This window comes from Staphylococcus sp. HMSC34G04 (assembly GCF_001838765.1).
Classification (GTDB): Bacteria; Bacillota; Bacilli; order Staphylococcales; family Staphylococcaceae; genus Staphylococcus; species Staphylococcus epidermidis.
This window is the reverse complement of the sequence record NZ_KV838719.1, coordinates 154,982-179,303: the sequence shown is the minus strand read 5'-3', so window position 1 is coordinate 179,303 and position 24,322 is coordinate 154,982. Positions and strand designations below refer to the sequence as shown.

Genomic DNA, 24,322 nt, shown 5'->3' with positions numbered 1-24,322 from the left:
GACTTCCTCCATTAAGAAACTAGTGTTTGTAGTCCTATTTTAACGGCTTCATCCACACTATTCACATTATGTTTGTTGAGTGATTTTTCTACTTTACTTAATTCTCGTTTAGAATAGCCCAGTGCTTGTAAAGCTAATAGTGCTTCAGATATAATTTGATTTTGCTCATTACCATTAACTTGAGTTTGTAATAAATCGTCACTATTTTCTTCAGTAATTGTAACCTTCCCTTTTAAATCTAACACAATTTGTCTTGCAGTTTTCTTTCCTATCCCAGGAAATTGTGTTAAATAAGCATCATTTTCATTTTCTATAGCTAATTTAACTTCATATGGTGTACTTGAAGCAAGTATCGCCAAAGCGGATTTAGGTCCTATACCAGTCACTTTTATTAAGCTAAGAAACATTTCTTTTTCCTCTTCATTGATAAAGCCATATAGTAATTGGGCATCTTCTCGTACAATTAGTGAAGTATAAATTTGGACTTCTTTTTCAAGATATTTTTGAAAACGATACGAATTAGGCGTTTGTATTTCATAACCTATGCCACATGTCTCAACTACTACATGTGTAGGGAACAATTGAGATAATGTTCCTTTAATATATGCATACATGTCAGTACTCCTTTACATAGTCATACTTATTAAGTCTACTTTAGTTACATGATTTATCTCTCTTAATGATTCAATGACCTCGTCAATGGATAAATTAGAATTTCTCGCATTCAAAGATAATGTGATTGTCGCTTTATCTTCAATTGGAACACTTTGATGTATTGTCAAAACTGATAATTTAAGTTGCGAGATTGCATTAAGAACTTGGGCTAACATTCCAACAATATCATTTACATATAAAATCAAAGTAAATTCTCTTTGATCTAATATTTTTTCATCTACTGGAAATATTGTCTCTCTGTATTTGTAAAATGCACTTCTAGAGAGATTGAATTGTTTTACAGCATCATAAATGGACAAATTCGAATTATTTTTTAAAGCATCCTTAACTTTTAAAGTTTTGATGACAGATTCTGGTAGTACATCTTCTCTAATTAAATAAAATTTTCGATTGTCTTTATTGTCCAATTTAGACACCCCTATTCGACAAATTCAAATTCTCCACCTAAGATTCTAACAATATCACCATTGCTACAACCTCTCTCTCTTAAAGCATCATCAATACCCATTGACCGCATTTGTCTTGCAAACCTTCTTACAGCTGGATCACTATTGAAATCAGTCATTTTAAACATTCTTTCAATAGCATTGCCACTCACTACATATGCGCCGTCATCATCTCTAGAAATAGTAAATTTATCTGCTGATGGTGTGTGTTTATATAATACACGATTAACACCTAAATTCTCATCTTCTTCAACCGAGAAGTCAACATCTTTAACTTCCTCGAGCTTATCAGCAATTTGATATAATAATTGATCAATATTGTCTCTCGTAATAGTTGAAACAGGAACGACTGTCACATCATTATCTAATTGTTCCTTAAAAAGTGACAAATTCCCTTGTGAATCAGGTAAATCCATTTTATTTGCTACTATAATTTGCGGGCGATCTTCTAAGCGTTGTTTATAATTTATTAATTCTTGATTAATAATTTTATAATCATCTAATGGGTCTCGACCTTCTGACCCACTCATATCAATCATATGGACAATCACTTTAGTTCGTTCAACATGTCTTAAGAATTGATGTCCAAGGCCGACACCATCAGAAGCGCCCTCAATTAATCCTGGTAAATCTGCCATAACAAAACTTCTATGATCAGGCGTTGAAACGACACCTAGATTAGGTTTTATTGTCGTAAAATGATAAGCACCTATCTTAGGTTTCGCTTTAGAAACTATTGAAAGCAATGTGGATTTACCTACACTAGGAAAACCTACTAATCCAACATCTGCTAACAATTTCAACTCTAAAGTTACTTCTAATTCTTCGCCTGGCTCACCATTTTCACTAAAATCAGGTGCAGGATTTCTAGGGGTAGCAAATCTTGAGTTACCACGCCCGCCACGTCCTCCTCTAGCTACAATAGCACGTTGGCCATCTTCAACCAAATCTGCAAGCACTTCTTCACTTTCAACACTTTTAATAATTGTACCTGGTGGTACTTTTAACACTAAGTCTTCCGCATTTTTACCATGCATGTTGCTACTTTGACCATTTTCGCCTTTTTTAGCTTTAAAATGTCTTTGATATCTGAAATCTAATAAAGTTCTCAATCCTTCATCCACCTCAAATATCACAGAAGCACCTTTACCACCGTCGCCACCAGCTGGACCACCAAAAGGTACATATTTTTCTCTTCTATAAGCAGTGATGCCATTACCTCCATCACCAGCTTTTAGAGATATTTTCACTTGATCGACGAACATATATCTCACCTCTTTTACTCCGAAATTTTCATCTTATTAATTATATCACTATACATAATGATATAAAAACTATAGTCAATAAGTATTTTTATCTAAACAAAATAAAACACCAGAAGTATTCACTTCTGGTGTTTACTAGACAAAATTATTCAGCAACTGCGTATACAGAAACTTGCTTTTTGTCGCGACCTTTGCGTTCAAACTTAACAACGCCGTCGATTTTAGCGAATAATGTATCATCGCCACCACGACCTACATTTTCACCAGGGTAGATTTTAGTACCACGTTGGCGATAAAGAATAGAACCACCTGATACATATTGACCATCAGCACGTTTTGCACCTAAACGTTTAGACTCAGAGTCACGTCCGTTTTTTGTAGAACTTACCCCTTTTTTAGATGCGAAGAATTGTAAGTTTAATTTTAACATCGGGATACACCTCACTTATAATTTAATTTGATATTTTCATTATATTCTTCTTCTATCGTTTGTAAAGAAACTAACATTGCTTGAAGAATTAATTGAGCTTCTTTGTTATTCGTATCAACACTTCTTATATGAAAATATCCGCCGTCATCTTCATAGTTGATATCTGGCTTCTCTGATGTTAATCCCATTATAGCATTAACACTTCCAAATAAGACTGCTGATGCTCCTGCACAGACAATATCATGACCATATTCACCATGATTTGCATGACCATCCATGACTACATCTGTGACCTTACCTTCGTCATTAACCGTAATATCAACAGTAATCATACGATTATGCGTTGATTTTATCGATAGTTAATTTAGTATATGGTTGACGATGGCCTTTTTTACGTTTAGAGTCTTTACGACGTTTGTAAGTGAAGACAGTAATTTTTTTACCGCGTCCTTGTTTATTAACTGTCGCAGTTACTGATGCACCTTCAACTGTTGGAGCACCAACTTTAACTGAGTCGCCACCTACAAATAAAACTTTATCAAAAGTGAAAGAGTCACCTTCGTTAGCATTTAATTTTTCAACGTAGATTTCTTGACCTTCTTCTACTTTGATTTGTTTTCCACCTGTTTCAATAATAGCAAACATACTTTGCACCTCCTATATAATAAGTCACGCCATATACAGGTGACAATATGATTGTACTTCAACCTGTATGTGAGCGGTTGTATGTAGCTTGAAACTACTCAACTACTGCATCTTACCATCACTAAGCCTTACTGTCAATTGTGTTTTTTATTTTTTTAGTAAATTTAATAATAATAGGAAATAACATAATTAGTAGTAAAAAATTAATGATGAGAGTTGGAATAAGTCTTAATAATACAAACTCTATTAAATTAAATTCAATGAAACCTATTACTCCATAAATCATAGCCACATATATTTCTAAAAATACTGTGGATAATAAAATGATAAAAAATAATACAGAATAATCACGATAAAAGATCTTAAAAAATTTATCAACTATAACAACTAAAATGATATATCCAAACATATATAGACCATATATACTTCCGAAATATAAATCAGTTACTATTCCGAAGAAGAAAGCTAAAGACATAGCAACGCCAAAACCTCGGTAAACAGTCATGATAAGAATGTACATGATAGTTAAATGTGGTACAAAAATAATATCAATTTTTCCGAAATGCATGGGGATGGTAAGCCCTATAATGGTATCAATATAAAATAGAAGTATTCCTATTAGAAAGTAATAAAAAGTACGCATTAATTATCACTACCTTCATTAGGAATAGTACTAACATCACGTTTAGCAACATATACATGAGTTAAATCTGTCATATCAGCTCCAGTTTTGACCCGTACTTGTTTTGCAAGCCCGTATTGATCATTTTCGACTTTTGTTACTTCACCTATATACAACCCACTAGGTAATTGATCTGCTAATCCACTTGTTACTACTTTATCTCCTTTTTTAACGCTATCTTTGTTATTAATATCACTTATGATCAATTCTTCGTTTTTATTGTCGTATCGATCAATTAAACCAAAAATATTCTTAGTACCGTGGTGAATATTAACAGATAATTTTCCTGCCCGAGTATGAGTGGAAATAAGGTCTACTTGTGATGAAAATTGATTAACTTTGGTTACTCTTCCAACTAATCCTTCTGATGTCATGACGGCCATATTATTTTTTATACCTGCTTTAGAGCCCTTATCTATTAATATCGTATTCATCCATTGATCTGGGTTTCTCGCAATAACTGTAGTAGAAATAGGTTCATATTTTGATAAATCTTTGATATCAAGTTCTTTTTTATATTTCTTATTTTCTGATTCTAACTCTTCATTTTTAGCTTCAAGTTGTTTGATTTTATTTTTATCCTTTTTTGAGCTTCCTTTTTCAAATAAATTACCAATAGATCCAGTAACAAATTGAATTGGATAACTAATAACTCTTTGTCCAAATGATACAGAGTCTCCTACGTATTGTTCAGGTGGAGATTGGGTCTGAGAACGTATCGATAACCCTATTAATGCAATAAAAATAATCATTGCACACAAAACGACAATGAGCTTGTTATTTCTAAAAAACTTAAGCACCCAGAACACCTCTATATGACTAAAATTAGTATCTTTATATATTTTATATTACTCATTCAGTTAAATAAAGCACTAACTTTCCGAAATTGATTCTATTTTATTATTTGCCACTTTAGAACTAACATTAACTAATCTAATTAATAAAATAGATAGATTAAACGAGCTTTGGAAAACGGCACTAAATCTTGATATAACTAGACTTCAAATAATTTTTCAGTATAATCATTAGCTGTCAGAACATAAAAGTACCTGGAACAAAATTCATCGTCCCAGGCTTAACACAAAGATCAAGATTTTATTTTTATTAAAATGATAAAAATATTTATATCATTCTAAAATGAGCAATTTTACTTACTGTATTACACTTACTGATTCACTTTACTTTGATAAGCTATTCTTTATCTTTCTTATTTGAAGACTTCTCTTTCTTTTCATCCTCACTATAAAGTGTTTCTTCTTTTCTCCAGCGAGCAAAAAGATTTTGCGCTTTTGCTTGTTCATTAGCTTGTTTTTCTTTCGATTGTTCAGCCATTTTGAATCACACCAACCTTTATAAATAATCTATATAAACCCTAACGTATTTAAAACTGGTTTTCAAATGAATCATTCCTATTGTTATTGATAGGCTTCAATTGGCTTCAAATTAATAGGTTGCTTTAATTGATTTAAGTCTTCGTTCATTTCGAATTCAGTATTATAAACTCGGATATAATCATCACCAAATTTATAAATAATAAATTCATCACCTTGTTGACCAGCAAGATATTCGTCATTGAATCCCATACGTTCTAATCCTGAAACAGACATAAATTCTGCCTTATCAATCATATTAAAAACTGTCTTGATTTGACTTGCTGGAACATTATTGATGATATCATTATCTTTTAAAATGTAACTTTTATCGTTACTAGGCTGTGAATAGAGTGTATTATTTTTTTGACTCGCTTTTTGTGTGATATTTTGATGATGATTGTTCATATCATTAAGTGGGTTCCATTCTTGATTTTTGAGAAATGGTGCATGTTGAAGAGCTATATATATAATCAATATTATCGCTATTACTGCAATAATATTTTTTATAACACTAAAGATATACCTCATACGAACCCCCCTTTACAAATCAAATTTAGTATAATTTAAAATATTTTTCATTACATCAGACTATAGCCGTATAGATGATGTATCTATAGACCGATGGCAAATCTGTTAATATAATATATAATACTACATATACAATATAAGTGATTTAAGGAGGTTCAACACAATGAGCATTTTAACGATTATTTTAATTGTTTTGCTAGTCATCCTCTTATTTAAAGTTGGATTATCTATATTACGCTTTTTGATTTCAGCTGGCATTGTTTTGTTATGTATCTATTTAGGTTATCAAGGTGTATTATGGTTATTTGAGCATTTTCAAAACTTTTCAGGTTTTATTCAATAATAAATGATAAGTTAGCTATACAAATTTTTTAATTAAAATTGTTAATGTATTAAGCTAGCTTTTTTATTCATCAAAATACCCCGCTTCGACTAAACTCGTAAATTTATTATCACCAATAATAATATGATCAAGTAAATTTATACCTAATATATCTCCGCACTCTTTAAGTCTATAAGTTGTAGTAATATCCTCTTTCGAAGGTGTTACATCACCTGAAGGATGATTATGTACAACTATTATTGAATTAGAAGACTCTCTTATTGCAATATTAAATACTTCTCTTGGATGAATAATCGAACTATTCAATGTGCCTTTATATACCCAAGCTTGTTTTGTGACTATATTTTTTGAGTTAAGTAAAAGTACAACAAAATGTTCTTGCTCTAAATCTTTCATTGTCGACATCATCAGACTAGCAACATCACTAGGATGTGTAATCTGTACTTTGTCTAAAGTGCTTGTAGAATTAATACGTTCACCTAGTTCAAATGCAGCCTGCAATATTACAGCTTTATAAAGTCCAATGCCCTTTATTTTCAGTAGATCATTGATAGACATTTTTTTTAAATCTCTAATTGTGGATTGTTGCTTCAATAATTCGTTTGCAATGTCTATACTAGAAAATCCTTTTCTACCAGTGTTTAAGAGAATTGCTAAAAGTTCAACATTAGATAGAGTTTTAGCGCCATATGTAATTAAACGCTCTCTAGGTTTTTCATGCAGAGCCATTTCATTTATTCTCAATAAAATTCTCCCCCTAAAAGAAATAAAATGTGACGATAAACTAATGAAGTTACTACGAATGATATGAATATAAATGGTATTAAAGGTAAATATTTAATATCTTTAAAAGAAAAAAATTTTAAAATTATGGCAAAAATCCCCCCAATAATAAACGTAAATACAACAATAAAAAAGAAAAAATTTAACGGAAATATAAGTCCCAATATGTTAAAAAGCAATATGTCTCCATACCCTATAAATTTAGATGCGAATAGATAAATGACATGTGAAATCAAAAATATCATTACAAAATTACCAAAATAGGTTTGGGTTACGAAAACGGATACGATTGTGTAGACAAATAAGAGTCTTAAATCTATATGCATTGAGTGAATATCGTAAAGACACATCGTCAGTAGAAACAGGAAAGTTGTTAAAAATAATATGAAGTGTATATTAAAATGAGTAGGATAAAAGAAGAAAATTGCACTAAACGAAACGAATTCTCCGATTAAATATAACCGTTGTAATGGTTGATTACAACAACGAGATTGTCCACGAAGTTTTAAAAAACTTATAATAGGCAGTAAATCTAAGGGTTTAATGATAGTATGACAAAAATCACAGTGAGACCTTGAATAAAGATATTGAAGTTTTACTATATTTTGATTGCAAAATTGATAAAGAAAACTAAATATAATGCTACAAGTATAGGCAAGTAATAGCATATATCACACTCCTCAATATTTATTATAAACAGTCTTAAATAAAAGTAAATATGAGGGGAATTTTACAATTCATTCGTGAGTATGTCTTTTTTCTATACTTTAATAAACATAAATTATTAAAGAAGATTATAAAAAGAAAGAGTGAAACTTACAGTTTTAACTGCAGTTGTCACTCTTTTGAATTTAATTAAAATTAATTTTTGCTTTTACCTCACTGATGAAGTATAAACTTCCAGTAATAATCAGCCCATCACCTTCGTAATTTTCAATAAAATCAACATAATCATCAATTAAATGTAAATTATCTAATTTCAATTCTTCGGCAATTTCTTCTTTAGCTAATGCTTTTGGAAACTCAAAATCTGCTATATAGAATTTTGAGGCAATATCATTTAATTTGTTAATCATACTATGAATTGGCTTTCCTTTAATGGCAGAAAATAAAATATCAATTTTATCTCTTCCATAATAATGTCTAATTGTGTCTACTAACGCATCAACACTTTCATTATTGTGAGCACCGTCAACAACCATTAATGGTTGTTCTTTTACTTGTTCTATTCTACCTGTCCAGTTCACAGATTCTATACCGTCTATCATTTTATTAAAATCTAGTTCTATAATTTGTCTTTCATTTAATTCAATGAGAGCAGTAATTGCAAGTGCTGCATTTTCCTTTTGATGTTCCCCTAACATATTAAGAATGATAGTTTCTAATTCATAATCTTTATACCGATATGTGAACTCATCATCTTGGGAGACAACGGTAATCTCCCGATCCAATTCGATTGGTTTTGCGTTTTGTTCTAGCGCGTAATCCCTCACATACTTTAAAGCATCGTCATTTTTCACCGCATAAACAATCGGTATATGTGGTTTAATTATAGCTGCCTTGTCTTTTGCGATATCTAAATAAGTTGTACCTAAGATATCTGTATGGTCAAGTCCTATACTTGTGAGTATGGATAGCACAGGTTTAAAAACATTCGTCGAATCATTTTTTATTCCTAAACCTGCTTCAATTACCACAAAATCAACAGGATTTATCTCACCAAAGTAAAGGAACATCATTGTTGTTATAATCTCAAATTCAGTAGCCCCACCTAAATCTGTTTCTATCTCTAAGGCTTCACTAACAGGTTTAACTTGTTCAACTAATTGAACAAGTTCATCGTTCATAATTGGTACACCATTTAAACTGATACGTTCATTGAAACTTTCGATAAATGGTGAGGTAAATGTTCCGACTGAGTATCCGTTCTCAATTAATGCGGTTCTCAAGTATGCAACAGTTGAACCTTTACCATTTGTTCCACCCACATGAATACCTCTTATTTTATGTTGGGGATTATTTAATTGTTCTAGCATCCATTCCATACGTTTGACGCCAGGTTTGATACCAAATTTAGATCTTTCGTGTATCCAATACAAGCTGTCTAGGTAATTCATGATCATGCTCCTATGCCTTTAATTGTTCAATTCTTGATTTAACACCATTATATTTTTCTTGATAATGTTGTTGTTTTTCTTTTTCTTCATTAATTATTTTTTCTGGTGCTTTATTTACAAAATTCTCATTGGATAACTTTTTATCTACTCTATCTAACTCGCCTTGTAATTTATCTAATTCTTTTTCAAGTCGAGCAATTTCTTTGTCCATATCAATAAGACCTTCTAATGGCAGAACTACCTTACCAGCAACTACTACAGATGTCATTGCTTTTTCTGGAATTTCAATCTCAGTATCAATAGTCAATTGACTTGGATTACAGAATTTGTGTAGGTAACTTATGTTATCCATAAGTGTTTGTTTAATCTTTTCATCTTTAGTTTGAATTAAAATCGGTATTGCTTTAGATAACGGTGTATTAACTTCAACTCTTGATTGACGGACAGACTTAATAATTTCAACTAATTGTTCCATTGTTTGTTTACTTTCATTAAAGATTAATGCTTGATCAACAGTTGGCCAGTTAGCTTTAACAATTGTTTCTCCATGGTGTGGAAGACTTTGCCAAATTGTTTCTGTCACAAAAGGCATAAATGGATGTAACATTTTCATTATTTTATCTAAAACATAACTAAGTACTGATCGCGTCGTTTGCTTTTGAGATTCGTCCTCGCCATTCATAGGTATCTTGCTCATTTCAATATACCAGTCACAGAACTCATCCCAAATGAAATTATAAAGTGCACGACCTACCTCACCAAATTCGTATTTGTCACTTAATTCGGTTACTGTAGATATCGTTTCATTTAATCTAGTCAATATCCATTGATCTGCTAATGACAAATTACCACTTAGGTCTATATCTTCGACTTTAAAATCTTCACCAATATTCATTAAACTAAAGCGCGCAGCATTCCATATTTTATTAATGAAATTCCAAACTGATTCAACTTTTTCAGTAGAATATCTCAAGTCATGACCTGGTGAAGATCCTGTTGCTAAAAAGTAACGTAGACTGTCAGCGCCATACTCGTCAATAACATCCATCGGATCAACACCATTACCTAATGATTTACTCATTTTGCGTCCATCTTCAGCTCTGACTAAACCGTGGAGTAATACATCATTAAATGGTCTTCTATCAGTAAATTCTAATCCTTGGAAAATCATACGGGCTACCCAGAAGAAAATGATGTCATAACCAGTAACTAATGCATTTGTCGGATAATATCGTTTAAAATCATCAGCATTTGTGTCAGGCCATCCTAATGTTGAAAACGGCCAAAGTGCACTTGAGAACCATGTATCTAATACATCCTCATCTTGTATCCAATTCTCGATGTCTTCAGGCGCTTCTTCACCAACAAAGACTTCACCTGTGTCTTTATGATACCAAGCAGGTATTTGGTGTCCCCACCATAGTTGACGTGAAATCGTCCAATCTCTAATTTCTTCCATCCAGCGATTGAATGTATTTTCAAATCTACCTGGGAAAAAGTCAATTCTATCTTTTGTATTTTGATTATCCAAAGCTCTTTGTGCCAAAGGTTTCATTTTTACAAACCATTGTGTGGACAAATAAGGTTCTACAATTGCACCAGAACGTTCAGAATGTCCAACTGAATGTGTATGTTCTTCAATTTTTATAACAAGATCTTGTTCTTTTAAGTCTTTAACAAGCTGATTTCTACAATCAAATCTATCCATCCCTTTGTATTTATCAGCTTTTTCGTTCATCTTACCATATTCATCCATGACTATAATATTTTCTAATTGATGTCTTTGACCAATTTCAAAGTCATTAGGGTCATGTGCCGGAGTAACTTTCATCGCTCCTGAACCAAATTCAATATCAACGTATTCATCAGCTAAAATAGGTAACTCTCTTCCTACAATAGGTAATATAACTGTTTTACCAATCACATCTTTATATCTTTCGTCATTTGGATTTACAACGATAGCAGTGTCACCTAACATAGTCTCAGGACGTGTAGTAGCTATTTCTATATATCCATTCCCATCAGCATAAGGATATTTAAAATGATAAAAAGCACCTTGGACATCTTCATGAATGACTTCAATATCTGATAAAGCTGTTCTTGCTTTAGGATCCCAGTTAATAATTCTTTCGCCACGATAAATAATACCTTTATTATATAAATCAACAAATACTTTTCTTACCGCTTTACTTAAACCATCATCTAACGTAAAACGTTCTCTGCTATAATCTAACCCTAAGCCAAGTTTAGCCCATTGTTGTCTAATAAATGTTGCATATTCTTCTTTCCAATCCCATGCTTGCTGTAAAAATTTCTCTCTTCCTAAGTCGTGTCTGGATATACCTTGTTCATTAAGTTTTGCTTCAACCTTTGCTTGAGTTGCTATACCAGCATGATCCATACCAGGCAGATATAAAGTATCGTATCCTTGCATTCTTTTCATTCTAGTTATTATATCTTGTAATGTAGTATCCCACGCATGACCTAAATGTAATTTACCTGTAACATTAGGGGGCGGAATTACAATTGTATATGCCTCTTTAGATTTATCTTCAGATGGTTTAAAGTAACCATTACTTACCCATTCCTCATAACGACCCTTTTCAACTTCTCTTGGATCATATTTTGGTTTCATTTCCATATGTCTACCTCCTAAAAAATAAAAGAACATCCATCCTATAAAAAATAGGACGGATGTTCTGTTCCGTGGTACCACCTATATTCAAGAAGAAATAATTCATTCTTTTCTTCAAGCACTTAAGTCTATGATTAACGCTCATACACGCTTCTACCTACTTGTCATCTATGTTTCAATAGAAGTTATAAAATAGGGCTACCTTCAGACTTAATCATTTACATATTCACAGCCACCATATGCTCTCTTTAAAATGATATAAACTTACTCTTCCCAAATAATATATTCTTTTACCCATTTATATTACAATGGATATTAAAATAAGTCAATGTATTGGAGATGAATTTATGAACGAATGTGCTTTTAACACAACTGATCCCACATATCTAGAGTATCATGATTATTATTGGGGACAACCAATCTATGATAGCAAAGAATTATTTAAGCTAATGGCTCTTGAATCACAACATGCAGGTTTATCATGGTTGACAATATTAAAGAAAAAGGAATCGTATGAACAGGCATTTTACAACTTTGAACCTCAATTTATCGCACAAATGACTGAAAAGGATATTGATCATTTAATGAAATTCCCAAACATTATTCACAATCGTAAAAAATTAGAAGCAATTGTGAGCCAAGCGAAGGGATATTTAAAAATTGAAAAAGACTATGGTAGTTTTAGTAAATTTTTATGGTCCTATGTAAATCATCAACCCATAAATATGGGTTATAAAAAACCTAGAGATCGTAAAAAAGTTGATCAACGAGCTACTCAATTATCAAAAGATTTAAAAGCATATGGTTTTAAATTTTTAGGTCCAGTAACCGTGTTCTCATTTTTAGAAGCTGCTGGATTGTATGACTCACATCTTGAAGGATGTCCATTTAAACCAAATCATGGGTGAAACATAGCTAATAGTTGGTCTATGGGTATTCAAACAATATGAGTTTTTTCACACATACTAAAAGTTTACAACGTTTAATTTATCCAAATTTCACTTTTAAATAATTACATTTGCTCGCAAATATTTTCAAAGTTTTATTTAAAAAACGTATAACTCAGGTCATTAAAATCATTTTTCATTTAATCTAATATTAATAAAATAACCAATTAGTGGCGCAATGACAAATAATATAAAAAATATTCTAAAAATGTGATAGCTTGAAATCATCGCTACATCAGCTCCAGTAGCCATAGCCACTAAAACTATTTGACTCATACCTCCTGGTGCTGCTCCTAAAAACAATTCATTGATGGATTCATTAGTAATCAAATGGATTCCTATTATCATTATAAACGTTGTGACTATGAGCATTATATTTTGAAAAGCTATTGCTATTGCAATTCTTCCCTTTAAATCACTCATTAAGTTGGCAATCTGTAATCCAATACGTATCATATAAATAAGTTGCGCTGTGGCTAACAACCAATGATCTAGTGAAAATGTTAAATGTGTTGTCATATTCCATATAATTAAAACTATTATAGGTGCTAATAATTGTTTAGTGGGGAAGTTAATTTTTGACATTCCTATATAGATGATACCCACCATTGAGAATAAGATGATTATTTGCCATATATTTAATGTCTGAGAAAGTGCGGGGACTTCCATTGTAAGATGATTCATTTCATGATGTTTATCCCGAAAAAAATACGAAATAAGTGGTACTAAAATAACAACAAATATTACACGTGATGTCTGTGTTAAACTCACAACTAATATATTTGCTTTCTTATTTTCTTCTGCCATCACTAACATTTGGCTTAGCGCAACTGGTATAACACTTAAAATTGCCGTTTCTAAATTTACTTGTGCAATTTTCTTAAAAAAGAATGCAATTATCAAAGCCAATAAAATTAGTAGGATAGTGACAAAAACGATAGTTGACCAATTTTTACTTATGTCTTTAATCACTTGTTGTGTGAATGTAGAGCCAATTTGAACTCCAAGTAATATTAAACCGATTTGACTTAACCAAAATGGCCATCGTATTTTTAATTTTAATACTTTTACACATAATAACGCCGCTAATATTGGTCCAAACATAAATGGCAAAATCACATGTAGCATTTTTAATAATAGACTTAACATAATAGCAATTAATAATATGATTAAATTATTAATAAAATTCCGATTCAAAATACCACTCTACTTTCGTTAAAAGTAAGTCGAAAAAAATTTATAACTTTATTTAAATAAAAGAGTAGAACAAAATGCATCTTAAATTCCTTTTCACTATCGAACCCCAACTTGCTTTGTCTGTTGAATTTCTCAGTGAAATTTTCTGTATTGATGACATAAAATAGCTTTAAAATTTGATATAAGTGCATCTTCAATTCAGTTATAAACTACTTATAAGTTAAGAAAGTCCAGGACATTGATTTTTGCCCTAGACTCAATTAATTTAAATAATTATATTTTAAAATTATCACACAATACGACTTAATGCATTATCAAATGCTTGAATAGTTTTCTCAATATCATCTTTAGTATGTGCAGTTGATAAAAATGTTCCTTCAAATTGTGAAGGTGGTAAGAAAACACCTTCCTTAGCCATTTCTCTATACATATTACTAAATAATTTTAAATCACTTTTATTCGCTTCATCAAAATTTGTTACAGGCCCCTCATTTAAGAAGTAACCAATCATTGAACCAGCGCGATTTACTGTGATTGGAACATTGTGCTTAGCAAATACCTCTTTTAATCCTTTTTCAAGTATATCTCCTAGAGAATTAAAATACTCATAAGATTCAGGAGTAAGTTGACTCAATGTTTCATAACCACTAGTCATGGCTAAAGGATTACCTGAAAGTGTGCCGGCTTGATAAATAGTCCCAACAGGAGCAATGTAATCCATAATTTCTTTTTTACCACCAAAAGCTCCAACGGGTAAACCTCCACCTATCACTTTTCCTAAACAAGTTAAATCAGGTGTTACACCAAAGTATCCTTGCGCACAATTGTAACCTACACGGAAACCAGTCATCACTTCATCAAATATAAGTAATGCTCCATATTCAGTAGTAATATCTCTTAAACCTTGTAAAAATCCATTCACTGGAGGCACTACACCCATATTTCCAGCAACCGGTTCTACAATAACACCAGCAATATCATCGCCATATTTTTCGAACGCTAATTTAAGTGAATCTAAATCATTATATGGCACCGTGATAGTATTTTTAGCAATACCTTCAGGGACGCCTGGTGAATCAGGTAAACCTAGTGTTGCAACACCTGATCCTGCTTTAATCAGTAAAGAATCACTGTGTCCATGATAACACCCTTCAAATTTTATAATTTTATTACGTCCTGTATAACCCCTAGCTAAACGAAGTGTGTCTAAAGTAGCTTCAGTTCCTGAGGAAACCATTCTTACTTTTTCAATTGAAGGTACACGGTCAATCACAAGTTCAGCAAGTTTATTTTCTTGAAGTGTTGAAGCGCCGAAGCTTGTACCTTTATCAACTGCTTCATGTAATTTGGATATAACTTGTTGATTTTTATGTCCAAGAATTAATGGACCCCAACTTAGCACATAATCAATGTATTCATTTCCATCAATATCATATATTTTAGATCCTTCACCATGATCCATAAAAATAGCTGGTGTGTCTACTGATTTAAATGCTCTTACGGGACTGTTAACACCACCAGGCATTAATTTTTCAGCATGTTCCATTGCTTTAATAGATTTTTCAAAACTCATCATATGACCTCCACAATTATCATCTATTTATCTAAATAACGACAGATATCTTTTGCAAAGTAAGTAATTATTAAATCAGCACCTGCACGTTTCATAGATATCATTTGTTCCATAACAATTTTCTCTTCATCTATCCAACCATTTAGCGCTGCTGCTTTTGTCATACTATATTCTCCACTAACATTGTATGCTACAACTGGCACGTTCGTATTATTTTTTACATCTCTAATAATATCTAGATAACTTAAAGATGGTTTAACTATCATCATATCACAACCTTCTTTAAGATCACTTTCCAATTCTCTTAATGCTTCTAAACGGTTTGCAGGATCCATTTGATAGGTTTTTCTATCCCCAAATGAAGGTGCTGAATCTGCAGCATCTCTGAATGGACCGAAAAAGCTTGAAGCATATTTAATACCATAACTCATGATAGGAATATTTTGATATCCCGCTTGATCAAGGCCTTCACGAATTTCAGCAACAAAACCATCCATCATATTGCTTGGAGCAATGATGTCAGCTCCAGCTTCAACTTGAGAAATAGCTGTTTTTACAAGTAATGGAAGTGATTTATCATTGTCTACATCATGCGTATGATCGTCAATAACGCCACAGTGTCCGTGATCTGTGTATTCACAAAGACAAGTATCTGCCACAATAAGTAAATCCTTATATAAATTCTTGGATATTCGTGTCGCTTCTTGAACAACTCCATTATGATCATATGCACCAGATCCGATGTCATCTTTTTCATTTGGCACACCGAAGAACATAATTGCTCTAATACCTAAATCATATGCCTCTTTAATCTCTTCATGCAATAAATTTAAACTAATTTGGTATACACCTGGCAATGATTTAATTTCACTTTTTATATCATCTTGCTCAACTACAAATATTGGATATATTAAATCTTCTTTTCTGACATGAGTTTCTCTTACTAAATCACGCATTGTCTTAGATGAACGTAATCTTCTATGTCTATCAAATTTCATTTTGTTCCCTACTTTCTATAATTTTATCAATAAGTGAATCTAATGTTTGTTTATTTGCAACTTTTACAGATGCATTGAATTTTAAAATGGTCCTAGCAGTTTGCTTACCGATAGCAAAATAATGATCAAATTCAGGCACATTGTCCCCTTTGAAATAAAATTCAACTGCAGATGAACTTGAAAAAGTCACTGCGTCTATTTGATGTTTTCTAACAAGGGCCTTAACTTGACTTATATTTTTAAAATTTGGTACTGGTCTATATAAATCTATTTTAACGATTTCATTATATTTGCTCAATTGTTGAACTAATTTTGGACGTGCTTTTTCACTTGAGGGCAATAATAAATGTTGTTCTCTAATCTTAAACTCGTCCAAAAAGCCTTCTTGCGAAAAATCACGTGGCACAAAGTCGACACTAATACCTAGTTCATTACAATACTGAGCTGTTTTATCACCTATAACAGCTACCTTTTTAACTTTAACGTTTTTTAAATAAGGATAAAAGTATTTTACTGCGTTTTTAGACGAAAAAATAAGCCAGTCGTAGCTATGATCAAGCAATTTTTCATTAAAATGAAGTTGTTTTAGTTGGATAAAAGGCTTGTGGATAATATCAACTAAATGACTATGAACTTCATTCGTCTGCGTCATAACTATAACTGGTTTCATAAACTTGTTTCACCTCTATAATAGAGTTTAGTATTATTCTGCTTCATTTAACTTTTTAATTATGTCATAAGCACCTTGTTTTTTAAGTACTTGACTCACTTCTATACCTAATTGTACAGGATCAGAACCCAATGTTGTATGTTCGTATCTTTCCTTACCATCTGGAGACATAATCAGTCCTGTAAATTCAATTTGGTTATCTTGAACAATTGTTGCATATCCACCTATAGGAACCTGACAGCTGCCATCCATTTCTGATAGAAAAGTACGTTCAGCAGTCACACATTGTGCTACATCATGATTGTGTACTTTAGTTAGTAAATCTAAAAGTTCTTTGTCATCACTCCTACACTCAATACCAAGTGCACCCTGACCTATAGCAGGCAGTAATACATCTCTATCAAGATAAGTCGTAACAATATTATCTGACCAACCCATGCGTTTTAATCCAGCGGCGGCTAATATAATTGCATCGTAATCTTCAGTCTCTAATTTTTTTAATCGAGTATCGATGTTTCCACGAATCCACTTAATTTTTAAATGTGGGTATTTTGATAAAATTTGAGCGCCACGACGTAAAGAACTTGTACCTACAATGCTACCTTCAGACAATTCTTCTAATGGAATATGATTTTTGGCTATATAGGCATCAAAAGGGATTTCTCTGTCAGGAATACATCCTAATGTGAGACCGTCAGGAATTATACTTGGTACATCCTTTAGTGAATGTATTGCCATATCTATCTCTTTGTTAAATAATTCATTTTGAATTTCCTTAACAAAAAGTCCTTTACCTCCAACTTTGGATAATTGTTTATCTACAATTTTGTCGCCTTTAGTTACAATTTCTTTTATTTCAATATCCAAAGACGGATCGATAAATTTTAATTTATCAATAAATTGTTGACTTTGTGTTAGCGCTAACTTACTTCTTCGCGACCCAACAATTAATTTACGCATACGTTAAATGCCTCCTAGATACCGATTTTTATATGAAAAACAGGTTATTTCTTACCTAAAATGAGTTAAAAAGAATAGATTAATCATACACAAACAAAATAATATAATGTTAAAATAGATAAGATTTCTTTGTGATATCCATTTTTTTATTCTAATCAAAATATAAACACCATATAATAAAGTAATAATTGATGAAAATATTACTTTTGGATCTATAAATATCCTTTTACCGACTGCAAAAATCCCCCATTGCGCACCTAAAATTGTACTTAATATAAGGATAATCCATGCAACAAGTGTAGAATAGAAAACGATTGTTTCTAAAGTAGCAACACTACCAATTCTAAAGTAATTTTGATCGAAATTTTTCTCCTTTAAATTTCGATATTGAATAATATAGAGTAATGAATTTACAAATGCGATTGCAAAAAATGCATAACTTAATACTGCAAGTGCTATATGAACAAGTAATAACTCATTAATTACTGCAACTTGTTGAATTTGCGTTTGATAATGTTCAGGCTGAAATGTATTTAAAGTCATTAGGATAAATCCTATCAAATTAAGGAAAAAAACGGAAAAATTCATTACTTTAATCAAATTCAATATCAACGAAATTGATATAATAATCCATGTTAAAGAGAAAAAAACGTCAAATATAGAACCTAGTGGCACTTGTTTAGTATGAATAAAAAAAATAGACAAAGAGATTGTTTGTAAAACCCAAACAATCCCTAATGAATAAAAACCTACAGTTCTAGTCTTATAATTTTTATTAATGAAATCAACAAAGTAACATATAATACTAAACAGATAAATCATTAATATGATTTCATGAAATCTAATTAACAGGGTTTCTTGCATATCATCACCAAATTAATATGCTTATTCAAAACTAAATATTCGATGCGCTAAGATTTCCTTTGCTCTACTCTCTTTTTCTAACTTTGCTTTTTCACGAGGATCTTCGGCTTCAATATCAAATATGTTTTGAAATAGCTCTAATTTTTCATTACTTTTTTTATCAGTACTTAATTCCTTAGCCTGTTTGATAGGATCTTTTAACATTTGATTGATAATACTTTTTGTATGTTTCGAAATGACTTTACGTTCTCTTTCAGAGAGATTTGGCAATTTACGATCAATACTTTCCATAGTTTCTGCTTGGATATTCATAGCTTTTTCACGTAAAGCTCTGATTACAGGTACAACGCCAAGCATATTAACCCATTCATTGTGTGAATCAATCTCCTCAGGTATTTGTGCTGCAATAGTTTCAGCAGCTAATTGACGTTCTCTTAAATTGGCATCTACCAAATCTTTCAAATCATCAACATCATAATTAAAAATATTTGTAATTGCATCAATACCTGGTTCAATGTCTCGTGGAACCGCAATATCAATCAGAACTAATGAATCCAGTTTTCTAGTTTCTGAAATTGTTTTCACCATAGAATTAGTGATGATATAGTCTTTAGCACTTGTAGAACTAATTACTATATCTGTAGTTTCTAATAAAGATGGTAATGCTGAAAGCGAATCATATGAAACATTGTGTTTTTCGGCTAAAATTTTAGCTTTAGACAATGTCCGATTAACAATTGTTACACTTGAAATTCCAGAACCTAAAAGATTTAAGAGTGATAATTCACCCATTTCCCCCGCTCCAATAACGACAGCATGTTTACTTTTTAATTTTCCAAATACCTTTTTAGCTAATTCAACAGCAGCATAAGAAACACTTACAGCATTATCTGCAATGTCTGTTTCACTGTGTGCTTTTTTAGCAAAAGTAATCGCTTGTTTAAATAGATGATTAAAAATCGTTCCAGTTGTACCAGCATTTTGTGCTAAGAAAAATGCATCACGCATTTGTCCTAAAATTTGTGTTTCACCAAGCACAATTGAATCCAAGCCAGAAGTGACACGCAATAAATGTTCAACTGCATCGTCCCCCACTTTAACTTCCGACATATCTTTAATATCATCTACTTCAAATCCAAAAGAGCGCGCTAAAAATCTTTGTATATAATAACGTCCTGTATGAACTTGATCAACAATAGCGTATACTTCAGTACGATTACATGTAGATAAAATGACATTTTCTAAAATTGCTTTAGTTTCATATAAATCTTCATGTGCTAATCGTAAGGCATCATCTCTAAAAGCAACTTGCTCTCTTAATGTTACATCAGCTGTTCGATGATTTATGCTAATTGCAACAAAATGCATTTATAACGCCCTCCATATACTAACAATAAAACAAGTATAACACATTTAAAAAGATGTTTAAGTGGAATGCTTAAATAAATTAGAAAGATTATAATCTACATTCAATTTTTTGTCAAAATAACGACATTTTTTTATTGTGGTTATAATACTTTTCTCTAATTGAAAAAGTTTATATATATGTTTCAATAAAGTTCCAAATTTCTTGCTGTTTACTATTCTTAATTGAAGAATAGCTTATAATATTGTCTCCAGGCTCTAATTCTAATTTGTCTTTTATTCTTTTGATATGCTTTTGTACTTTTCCTTTAGCAATTTTATCTTCCTTAGTACATATTACAAGTGTTGGTATATCAAAATGTTTAAGATAATTGTACATTAGCACATCATCTTCAGTAGGTTGATGCCTTAAATCAACAAGTTGAATAACAAGTTTTAAATTCTCTCGTTGTGTAATATATTCTTCAATCATTTTACCAAATTTTTCTCGTTGAACTTTACTTACTTTAGCGTATCCATATCCCGGTACATCAACAAAAATAAGTTGTTCATCTATATTATAGAAATTCAATGTCTGTGTCTTACCAGGTTGTTGTGACGTTCGCGCCATATTTTTGCGCCCAATCATACTATTAATAAATGTAGATTTACCTACATTTGAGCGTCCACTTAACGCTACTTCTGTTAAACCAGTGTCAGGGTACTGCGCTTTTTTAACAGCACTTATAATTAAGTTGATATTATTTGGATTTATATTCATAAACTTCCTCTTTCTTATACTATTTTATAATTAACTTTAACATTTTTTTCTATGTTTACATATAAAAAAACTGAGTCACAATTCACGTGACTCAGTATTAAATCAAATTTTTTAAGCAGATGTCTTATTCTTATTAATTAGATTTCCTTCATCATCATATAATTCAGGCTCAATTTCTTCATTAATCGTTTGTTCAGTAATGACTACTTTACTTACATTTTCAGAAGAAGGTACATCATACATGATGTCAATTAATGCTTCTTCTATAATTGAACGTAATCCACGCGCTCCAGTTTTACGTTCGATTGCTTTTTCACTTATAGCAGATAGAGCCTCTTCAGAAAACTCTAATTCCACATTATCTAACTCTAGCATTTTAGTGTATTGTTTAACTAGCGCATTTTTAGGTTGAGTTAAAATATTTTTAAGTGCAGCAACATCTAAAGTTTCAAGATTAGCAACTATAGGTACACGACCAATAAATTCTGGAATTAATCCATATGATTGGAGATCCTCTGGACGAATTTGTTCCAGTAAAGCTTCTTCATCATATTTATCTGCTTCATTACTAGCAAATCCTATCACTTTTTCTCCTAAGCGTCTCTTAATGACTTCATCGATACCATCAAAAGCTCCACCTAAGATAAATAATATGTTTGTCGTATCAATTTGAATTAATTCTTGATTTGGATGCTTTCGACCACCTTGTGGCGGTACACTAGCAGTTGTACCTTCTAAAATTTTAAGCAATGCTTGTTGTACACCTTCACCAGACACGTCGCGCGTGATTGAAGTATTTTCAGATTTACGCGCAATTTTATCAATTTCATCGACATATATAATACCTTTTTCAGCTTTATCAATGTCGAAATCAGCAGCTTGAATAAGACGTAATAAGATGTTTTCTACGTCATCACCTACATAACCTGCTTCAGTTAAACTTGTAGCATCAGCAATTGCAAATGGTACATTTAGTGTTTTAGCTAGTGTTTGAGCTAATAATGTTTTACCGCTACCAGTTGGCCCAATTAATGCGATATTACTTTTTTGTAATTCAACATCGTCTTCATTTGGACCTAATTGTTGAATACGCTTATAGTGATTATATACAGCAACTGCTAATGATTTTTTGGCTTTTTCCTGACCAATGACATATTCATTGAGGTGATCCATAATTTCTTTAGGAGTTGGTAATTCCGTAAATCCTTCAGACGTATTTTGTGCTAATTCTTCTTCAACGATTTCTGAGCACAATTCAATACATTCATTACAAATATAAACGCCACTTCCTGCGACTAATTTTTTCACTTGATCTTGATCTTTACCACAGAAAGAACATTTTAAATTTTCTTCATCTTCATTGAATTTGAACATTCTTTTTTACACCCCTATTCCATAAAGACTATACTAAAAAGCATTTTACAATGCAACTTAACATATTTACAATCAAGATGCTTAAATAACTTGGAGCGGGACTGAAATCTTATTCTTAATGAATGATTTCATTGTCCCGCCCCTAAATTTCATTTAACATCAACAATAATAAATCATAATGATGCTATATTAAGTTGTCAATCTATACAATTGACACTGCCTATATTTCATTTAACTTATAGACAATTGACTAATTTAATATTAAGCATTCATTTAATGAACGATACTAGTCTTCTTTAGTAACTTCAACATATTTCGCGTTATCTCTTAATAAATCAATAACTTTTTGAATGCGTACATCATTTTTAACAATATCTGTATTACCTAAAGTAGATTTAATATCTTCTACAGAAATGTTAAATTGCTCGCTCATTTTTTCTAATTCTTTATCAATATCTTCATCAGATACTTCAATATTTTCTTCATCAGCAATCGCAGTTAACGTTAAGTTTGTTTTAACGCGTTGTTCCGCATCGTCTTTCATTTGGTCTCTTAGTTGTTCTTCGTTTTGACCAGAGATTTGATAATATGTTTGCAAATCTAAGCCTTGTTGTTGAATTCTTTGACCAAATTCTTGAATCATACGATCTAATTCAGTATTAATCATTGCTTCAGGAATATCAATTGAAGCATTTTCTGTTGCTTTATTAATAGCTTCTTCTTTTTCAGTATTTTCCGCTTCAGTTGCTTTCTGTTCACTTAAACGTTTGCGGAGATTTTCTTTATATTCGTCCACGTTTTCAGCATCAGAATCTAATTCATTAGCGATTTCATCATTTAATTCTGGTACATCTTTGAATTTAATTTCGTTGACTTTTGTTTTAAATGTAGCTTCTTTACCAGCTAATTCTTCAGCGTGGTATTCTTCTGGGAATGTTACAACTACATCTTTTTCATCGCCGGTTTTCATTCCTTCTATTTGTTCTTCAAAGCCAGGAATGAATGATCCAGAACCAATTTCTAGGTCATAACCTTCAGCTTGTCCACCATCAAATTCTTCACCATCAACTGAACCTGAGAAATCAATGTTTACTGTGTCACCGTTTTCAACAGCACCATCTTCTTTAACAACCATTTCAGCAAGGTGACTTAAACTATGGTCGATTGATTCTTGTAATTCTTCATCAGAAAGGTCAGTTTCTTGCTTTTCAATTTCTAATCCTTTGTAATCACCTAATTTAACTTCAGGTTCAACTGTAACTGTAGCTTCAAAAATGAAATCTTTACCTTTTTCGATTTGAGTTACATTAACTTCTGGTTGTGCAACTGGATTAATTTCTGTTTCTTCAATTGCTTCACCATAAGCTTCAGGTAATAAAATATCCACTGCATCTTGGTAAAGTGCTTCTACACCAAAACGTTGCTCAAAAATTGGACGAGGCACTTTACCTTTACGGAATCCAGGCACATTAATTTGTTTGACCACTTTTTTAAATGCTTGATCTAATGCTTTATTTACTTTCTCTGCAGGAACAGTAACAGTTAAAACGCCCTCATTACCTTCCTTTTTTTCCCAAGTTGCTGTCATGTATAAATACCTCCATGATTGACTAATTTATTTTTTCAACTTCCCTATTATAGCATAGGTTTTTAGCGTTAACAAACTTTGAAAACGAAGGGTTATTCAAGTTT

Annotated in this window: 26 protein-coding genes and 2 other annotated features; of the genes, 2 read left to right on the top strand and 24 right to left on the bottom strand. The window is 31.6% G+C overall.

Annotated features, from left to right (window positions below; all coding sequences use genetic code 11):
- Positions 1-11: 11 nt before the first annotated feature.
- The 10 genes from ruvA to HMPREF3241_RS04315 form a co-directional block, all read right to left on the bottom strand.
- Positions 12-614 carry a Holliday junction branch migration protein RuvA gene (gene ruvA / locus HMPREF3241_RS04360; RefSeq protein ID WP_002446622.1) on the bottom strand — a complete coding sequence of 201 codons (603 nt, stop codon included), beginning with the start codon at positions 612-614 and terminating at the stop codon, positions 12-14.
- Positions 615-626: 12 nt separating this feature from the next.
- Positions 627-1,082, bottom strand: coding sequence for an ACT domain-containing protein (locus tag HMPREF3241_RS04355; protein ID WP_002457789.1), 456 nt, complete (start codon positions 1,080-1,082; stop codon positions 627-629).
- An 11-nt stretch (positions 1,083-1,093) separates the two neighbouring features.
- Positions 1,094-2,386, bottom strand: a complete 1,293-nt coding sequence (obgE, locus tag HMPREF3241_RS04350; RefSeq protein ID WP_002446624.1) for a GTPase ObgE — start codon at positions 2,384-2,386, stop codon at positions 1,094-1,096.
- A gap of 145 nt (positions 2,387-2,531) precedes the next feature.
- A complete protein-coding gene (gene rpmA / locus HMPREF3241_RS04345) occupies positions 2,532-2,816 on the bottom strand; it encodes a 50S ribosomal protein L27 (protein ID WP_001830822.1) in 285 nt (94 codons plus the stop codon).
- An 11-nt stretch (positions 2,817-2,827) separates the two neighbouring features.
- On the bottom strand, positions 2,828-3,148 hold the full coding sequence (locus HMPREF3241_RS04340) for a ribosomal-processing cysteine protease Prp (protein ID WP_001830797.1): 321 nt from the start codon (positions 3,146-3,148) through the stop codon (positions 2,828-2,830).
- Positions 3,149-3,152: 4 nt separating this feature from the next.
- Positions 3,153-3,461, bottom strand: a complete 309-nt coding sequence (rplU, locus tag HMPREF3241_RS04335; RefSeq protein ID WP_001830820.1) for a 50S ribosomal protein L21 — start codon at positions 3,459-3,461, stop codon at positions 3,153-3,155.
- Between the two features lie 12 nt (positions 3,462-3,473).
- Positions 3,474-3,550 (bottom strand) — a sequence feature (ribosomal protein L21 leader region).
- A 32-nt stretch (positions 3,551-3,582) separates the two neighbouring features.
- Positions 3,583-4,104, bottom strand: a complete 522-nt coding sequence (gene mreD, locus HMPREF3241_RS04330; protein ID WP_002446625.1) for a rod shape-determining protein MreD — start codon at positions 4,102-4,104, stop codon at positions 3,583-3,585.
- Positions 4,104-4,943 (bottom strand): rod shape-determining protein MreC, encoded by an 840-nt coding sequence (mreC, locus tag HMPREF3241_RS04325; RefSeq protein WP_002446626.1) that lies wholly within the window; start codon positions 4,941-4,943, stop codon positions 4,104-4,106. The genes mreD and mreC overlap by 1 nt, the downstream gene beginning before the upstream one ends.
- A 391-nt stretch (positions 4,944-5,334) precedes the next feature.
- On the bottom strand, positions 5,335-5,475 hold the full coding sequence (locus HMPREF3241_RS04320) for a hypothetical protein (protein WP_002446627.1): 141 nt from the start codon (positions 5,473-5,475) through the stop codon (positions 5,335-5,337).
- Between the two features lie 83 nt (positions 5,476-5,558).
- Positions 5,559-6,044: a DUF4930 family protein gene (locus HMPREF3241_RS04315; RefSeq protein WP_002446628.1), complete on the bottom strand. Its 486-nt coding sequence runs from the start codon at positions 6,042-6,044 to the stop codon at positions 5,559-5,561.
- A gap of 163 nt (positions 6,045-6,207) precedes the next feature.
- On the opposite strand from HMPREF3241_RS04315, the gene HMPREF3241_RS04310 reads away from it, so the two are divergent.
- Positions 6,208-6,387: a hypothetical protein gene (locus HMPREF3241_RS04310; RefSeq protein WP_002446629.1), complete on the top strand. Its 180-nt coding sequence runs from the start codon at positions 6,208-6,210 to the stop codon at positions 6,385-6,387.
- 63 nt (positions 6,388-6,450) lie between these two features.
- Here the strand turns inward: HMPREF3241_RS04310 and radC are convergent, their stop codons facing one another.
- The 4 genes from radC to HMPREF3241_RS04290 form a co-directional block, all read right to left on the bottom strand.
- Positions 6,451-7,131 carry a RadC family protein gene (gene radC, locus HMPREF3241_RS04305; protein WP_002446630.1) on the bottom strand — a complete coding sequence of 227 codons (681 nt, stop codon included), beginning with the start codon at positions 7,129-7,131 and terminating at the stop codon, positions 6,451-6,453.
- The gene (locus HMPREF3241_RS04300; protein WP_002446631.1) at positions 7,128-7,838 is read right to left on the bottom strand and encodes a prepilin peptidase; all 711 of its coding nucleotides are present in this window, start codon (positions 7,836-7,838) and stop codon (positions 7,128-7,130) included. Before HMPREF3241_RS04300 ends, radC begins: the two co-directional genes overlap by 4 nt.
- Before the next feature lie 183 nt (positions 7,839-8,021).
- A complete protein-coding gene (locus HMPREF3241_RS04295; protein ID WP_002446632.1) occupies positions 8,022-9,287 on the bottom strand; it encodes a bifunctional folylpolyglutamate synthase/dihydrofolate synthase in 1,266 nt (421 codons plus the stop codon).
- A 10-nt stretch (positions 9,288-9,297) separates the two neighbouring features.
- Complete coding sequence (locus HMPREF3241_RS04290) at positions 9,298-11,928, bottom strand: valine--tRNA ligase (RefSeq protein ID WP_002490142.1); 2,631 nt, start codon at positions 11,926-11,928, stop codon at positions 9,298-9,300.
- 42 nt (positions 11,929-11,970) lie between these two features.
- Positions 11,971-12,212: a binding site (T-box leader), on the bottom strand.
- A gap of 57 nt (positions 12,213-12,269) precedes the next feature.
- Here HMPREF3241_RS04290 and HMPREF3241_RS04285 point away from each other — a divergent pair.
- Positions 12,270-12,830, top strand: coding sequence for a DNA-3-methyladenine glycosylase I (locus HMPREF3241_RS04285; RefSeq protein ID WP_002457795.1), 561 nt, complete (start codon positions 12,270-12,272; stop codon positions 12,828-12,830).
- Between the two features lie 168 nt (positions 12,831-12,998).
- On the opposite strand, the gene HMPREF3241_RS04280 is transcribed toward HMPREF3241_RS04285, so the two are convergent.
- From HMPREF3241_RS04280 to tig, 10 genes are all read right to left on the bottom strand, one after another.
- A complete protein-coding gene (locus tag HMPREF3241_RS04280; RefSeq protein ID WP_070853485.1) occupies positions 12,999-14,066 on the bottom strand; it encodes an AbrB family transcriptional regulator in 1,068 nt (355 codons plus the stop codon).
- Between the two features lie 289 nt (positions 14,067-14,355).
- Positions 14,356-15,639 carry a glutamate-1-semialdehyde 2,1-aminomutase gene (gene hemL / locus HMPREF3241_RS04275; RefSeq protein ID WP_002499444.1) on the bottom strand — a complete coding sequence of 428 codons (1,284 nt, stop codon included), beginning with the start codon at positions 15,637-15,639 and terminating at the stop codon, positions 14,356-14,358.
- A gap of 23 nt (positions 15,640-15,662) precedes the next feature.
- Positions 15,663-16,637, bottom strand: a complete 975-nt coding sequence (gene hemB, locus HMPREF3241_RS04270; protein WP_002446637.1) for a porphobilinogen synthase — start codon at positions 16,635-16,637, stop codon at positions 15,663-15,665.
- Entirely contained in the window at positions 16,627-17,307 is a 681-nt protein-coding gene (locus HMPREF3241_RS04265; RefSeq protein WP_002457798.1) for a uroporphyrinogen-III synthase, read from the bottom strand. The genes hemB and HMPREF3241_RS04265 overlap by 11 nt, the downstream gene beginning before the upstream one ends.
- Positions 17,308-17,340: 33 nt before the next feature.
- Positions 17,341-18,267, bottom strand: coding sequence for a hydroxymethylbilane synthase (hemC, locus tag HMPREF3241_RS04260; RefSeq protein WP_002457799.1), 927 nt, complete (start codon positions 18,265-18,267; stop codon positions 17,341-17,343).
- A gap of 51 nt (positions 18,268-18,318) precedes the next feature.
- Complete coding sequence (ccsA, locus tag HMPREF3241_RS04255; RefSeq protein WP_002457800.1) at positions 18,319-19,131, bottom strand: cytochrome c biogenesis protein; 813 nt, start codon at positions 19,129-19,131, stop codon at positions 18,319-18,321.
- 21 nt (positions 19,132-19,152) lie between these two features.
- Complete coding sequence (gene hemA / locus HMPREF3241_RS04250; RefSeq protein WP_002457801.1) at positions 19,153-20,499, bottom strand: glutamyl-tRNA reductase; 1,347 nt, start codon at positions 20,497-20,499, stop codon at positions 19,153-19,155.
- Positions 20,500-20,668: 169 nt separating this feature from the next.
- A complete protein-coding gene (gene yihA / locus HMPREF3241_RS04245; protein ID WP_002446642.1) occupies positions 20,669-21,256 on the bottom strand; it encodes a ribosome biogenesis GTP-binding protein YihA/YsxC in 588 nt (195 codons plus the stop codon).
- Between the two features lie 111 nt (positions 21,257-21,367).
- Positions 21,368-22,630: an ATP-dependent Clp protease ATP-binding subunit ClpX gene (gene clpX, locus HMPREF3241_RS04240; RefSeq protein ID WP_001830765.1), complete on the bottom strand. Its 1,263-nt coding sequence runs from the start codon at positions 22,628-22,630 to the stop codon at positions 21,368-21,370.
- Positions 22,631-22,916: 286 nt separating this feature from the next.
- Positions 22,917-24,218, bottom strand: a complete 1,302-nt coding sequence (gene tig / locus HMPREF3241_RS04235) for a trigger factor (protein ID WP_070853484.1) — start codon at positions 24,216-24,218, stop codon at positions 22,917-22,919.
- Between the last annotated feature and the right edge of the window lie 104 nt (positions 24,219-24,322).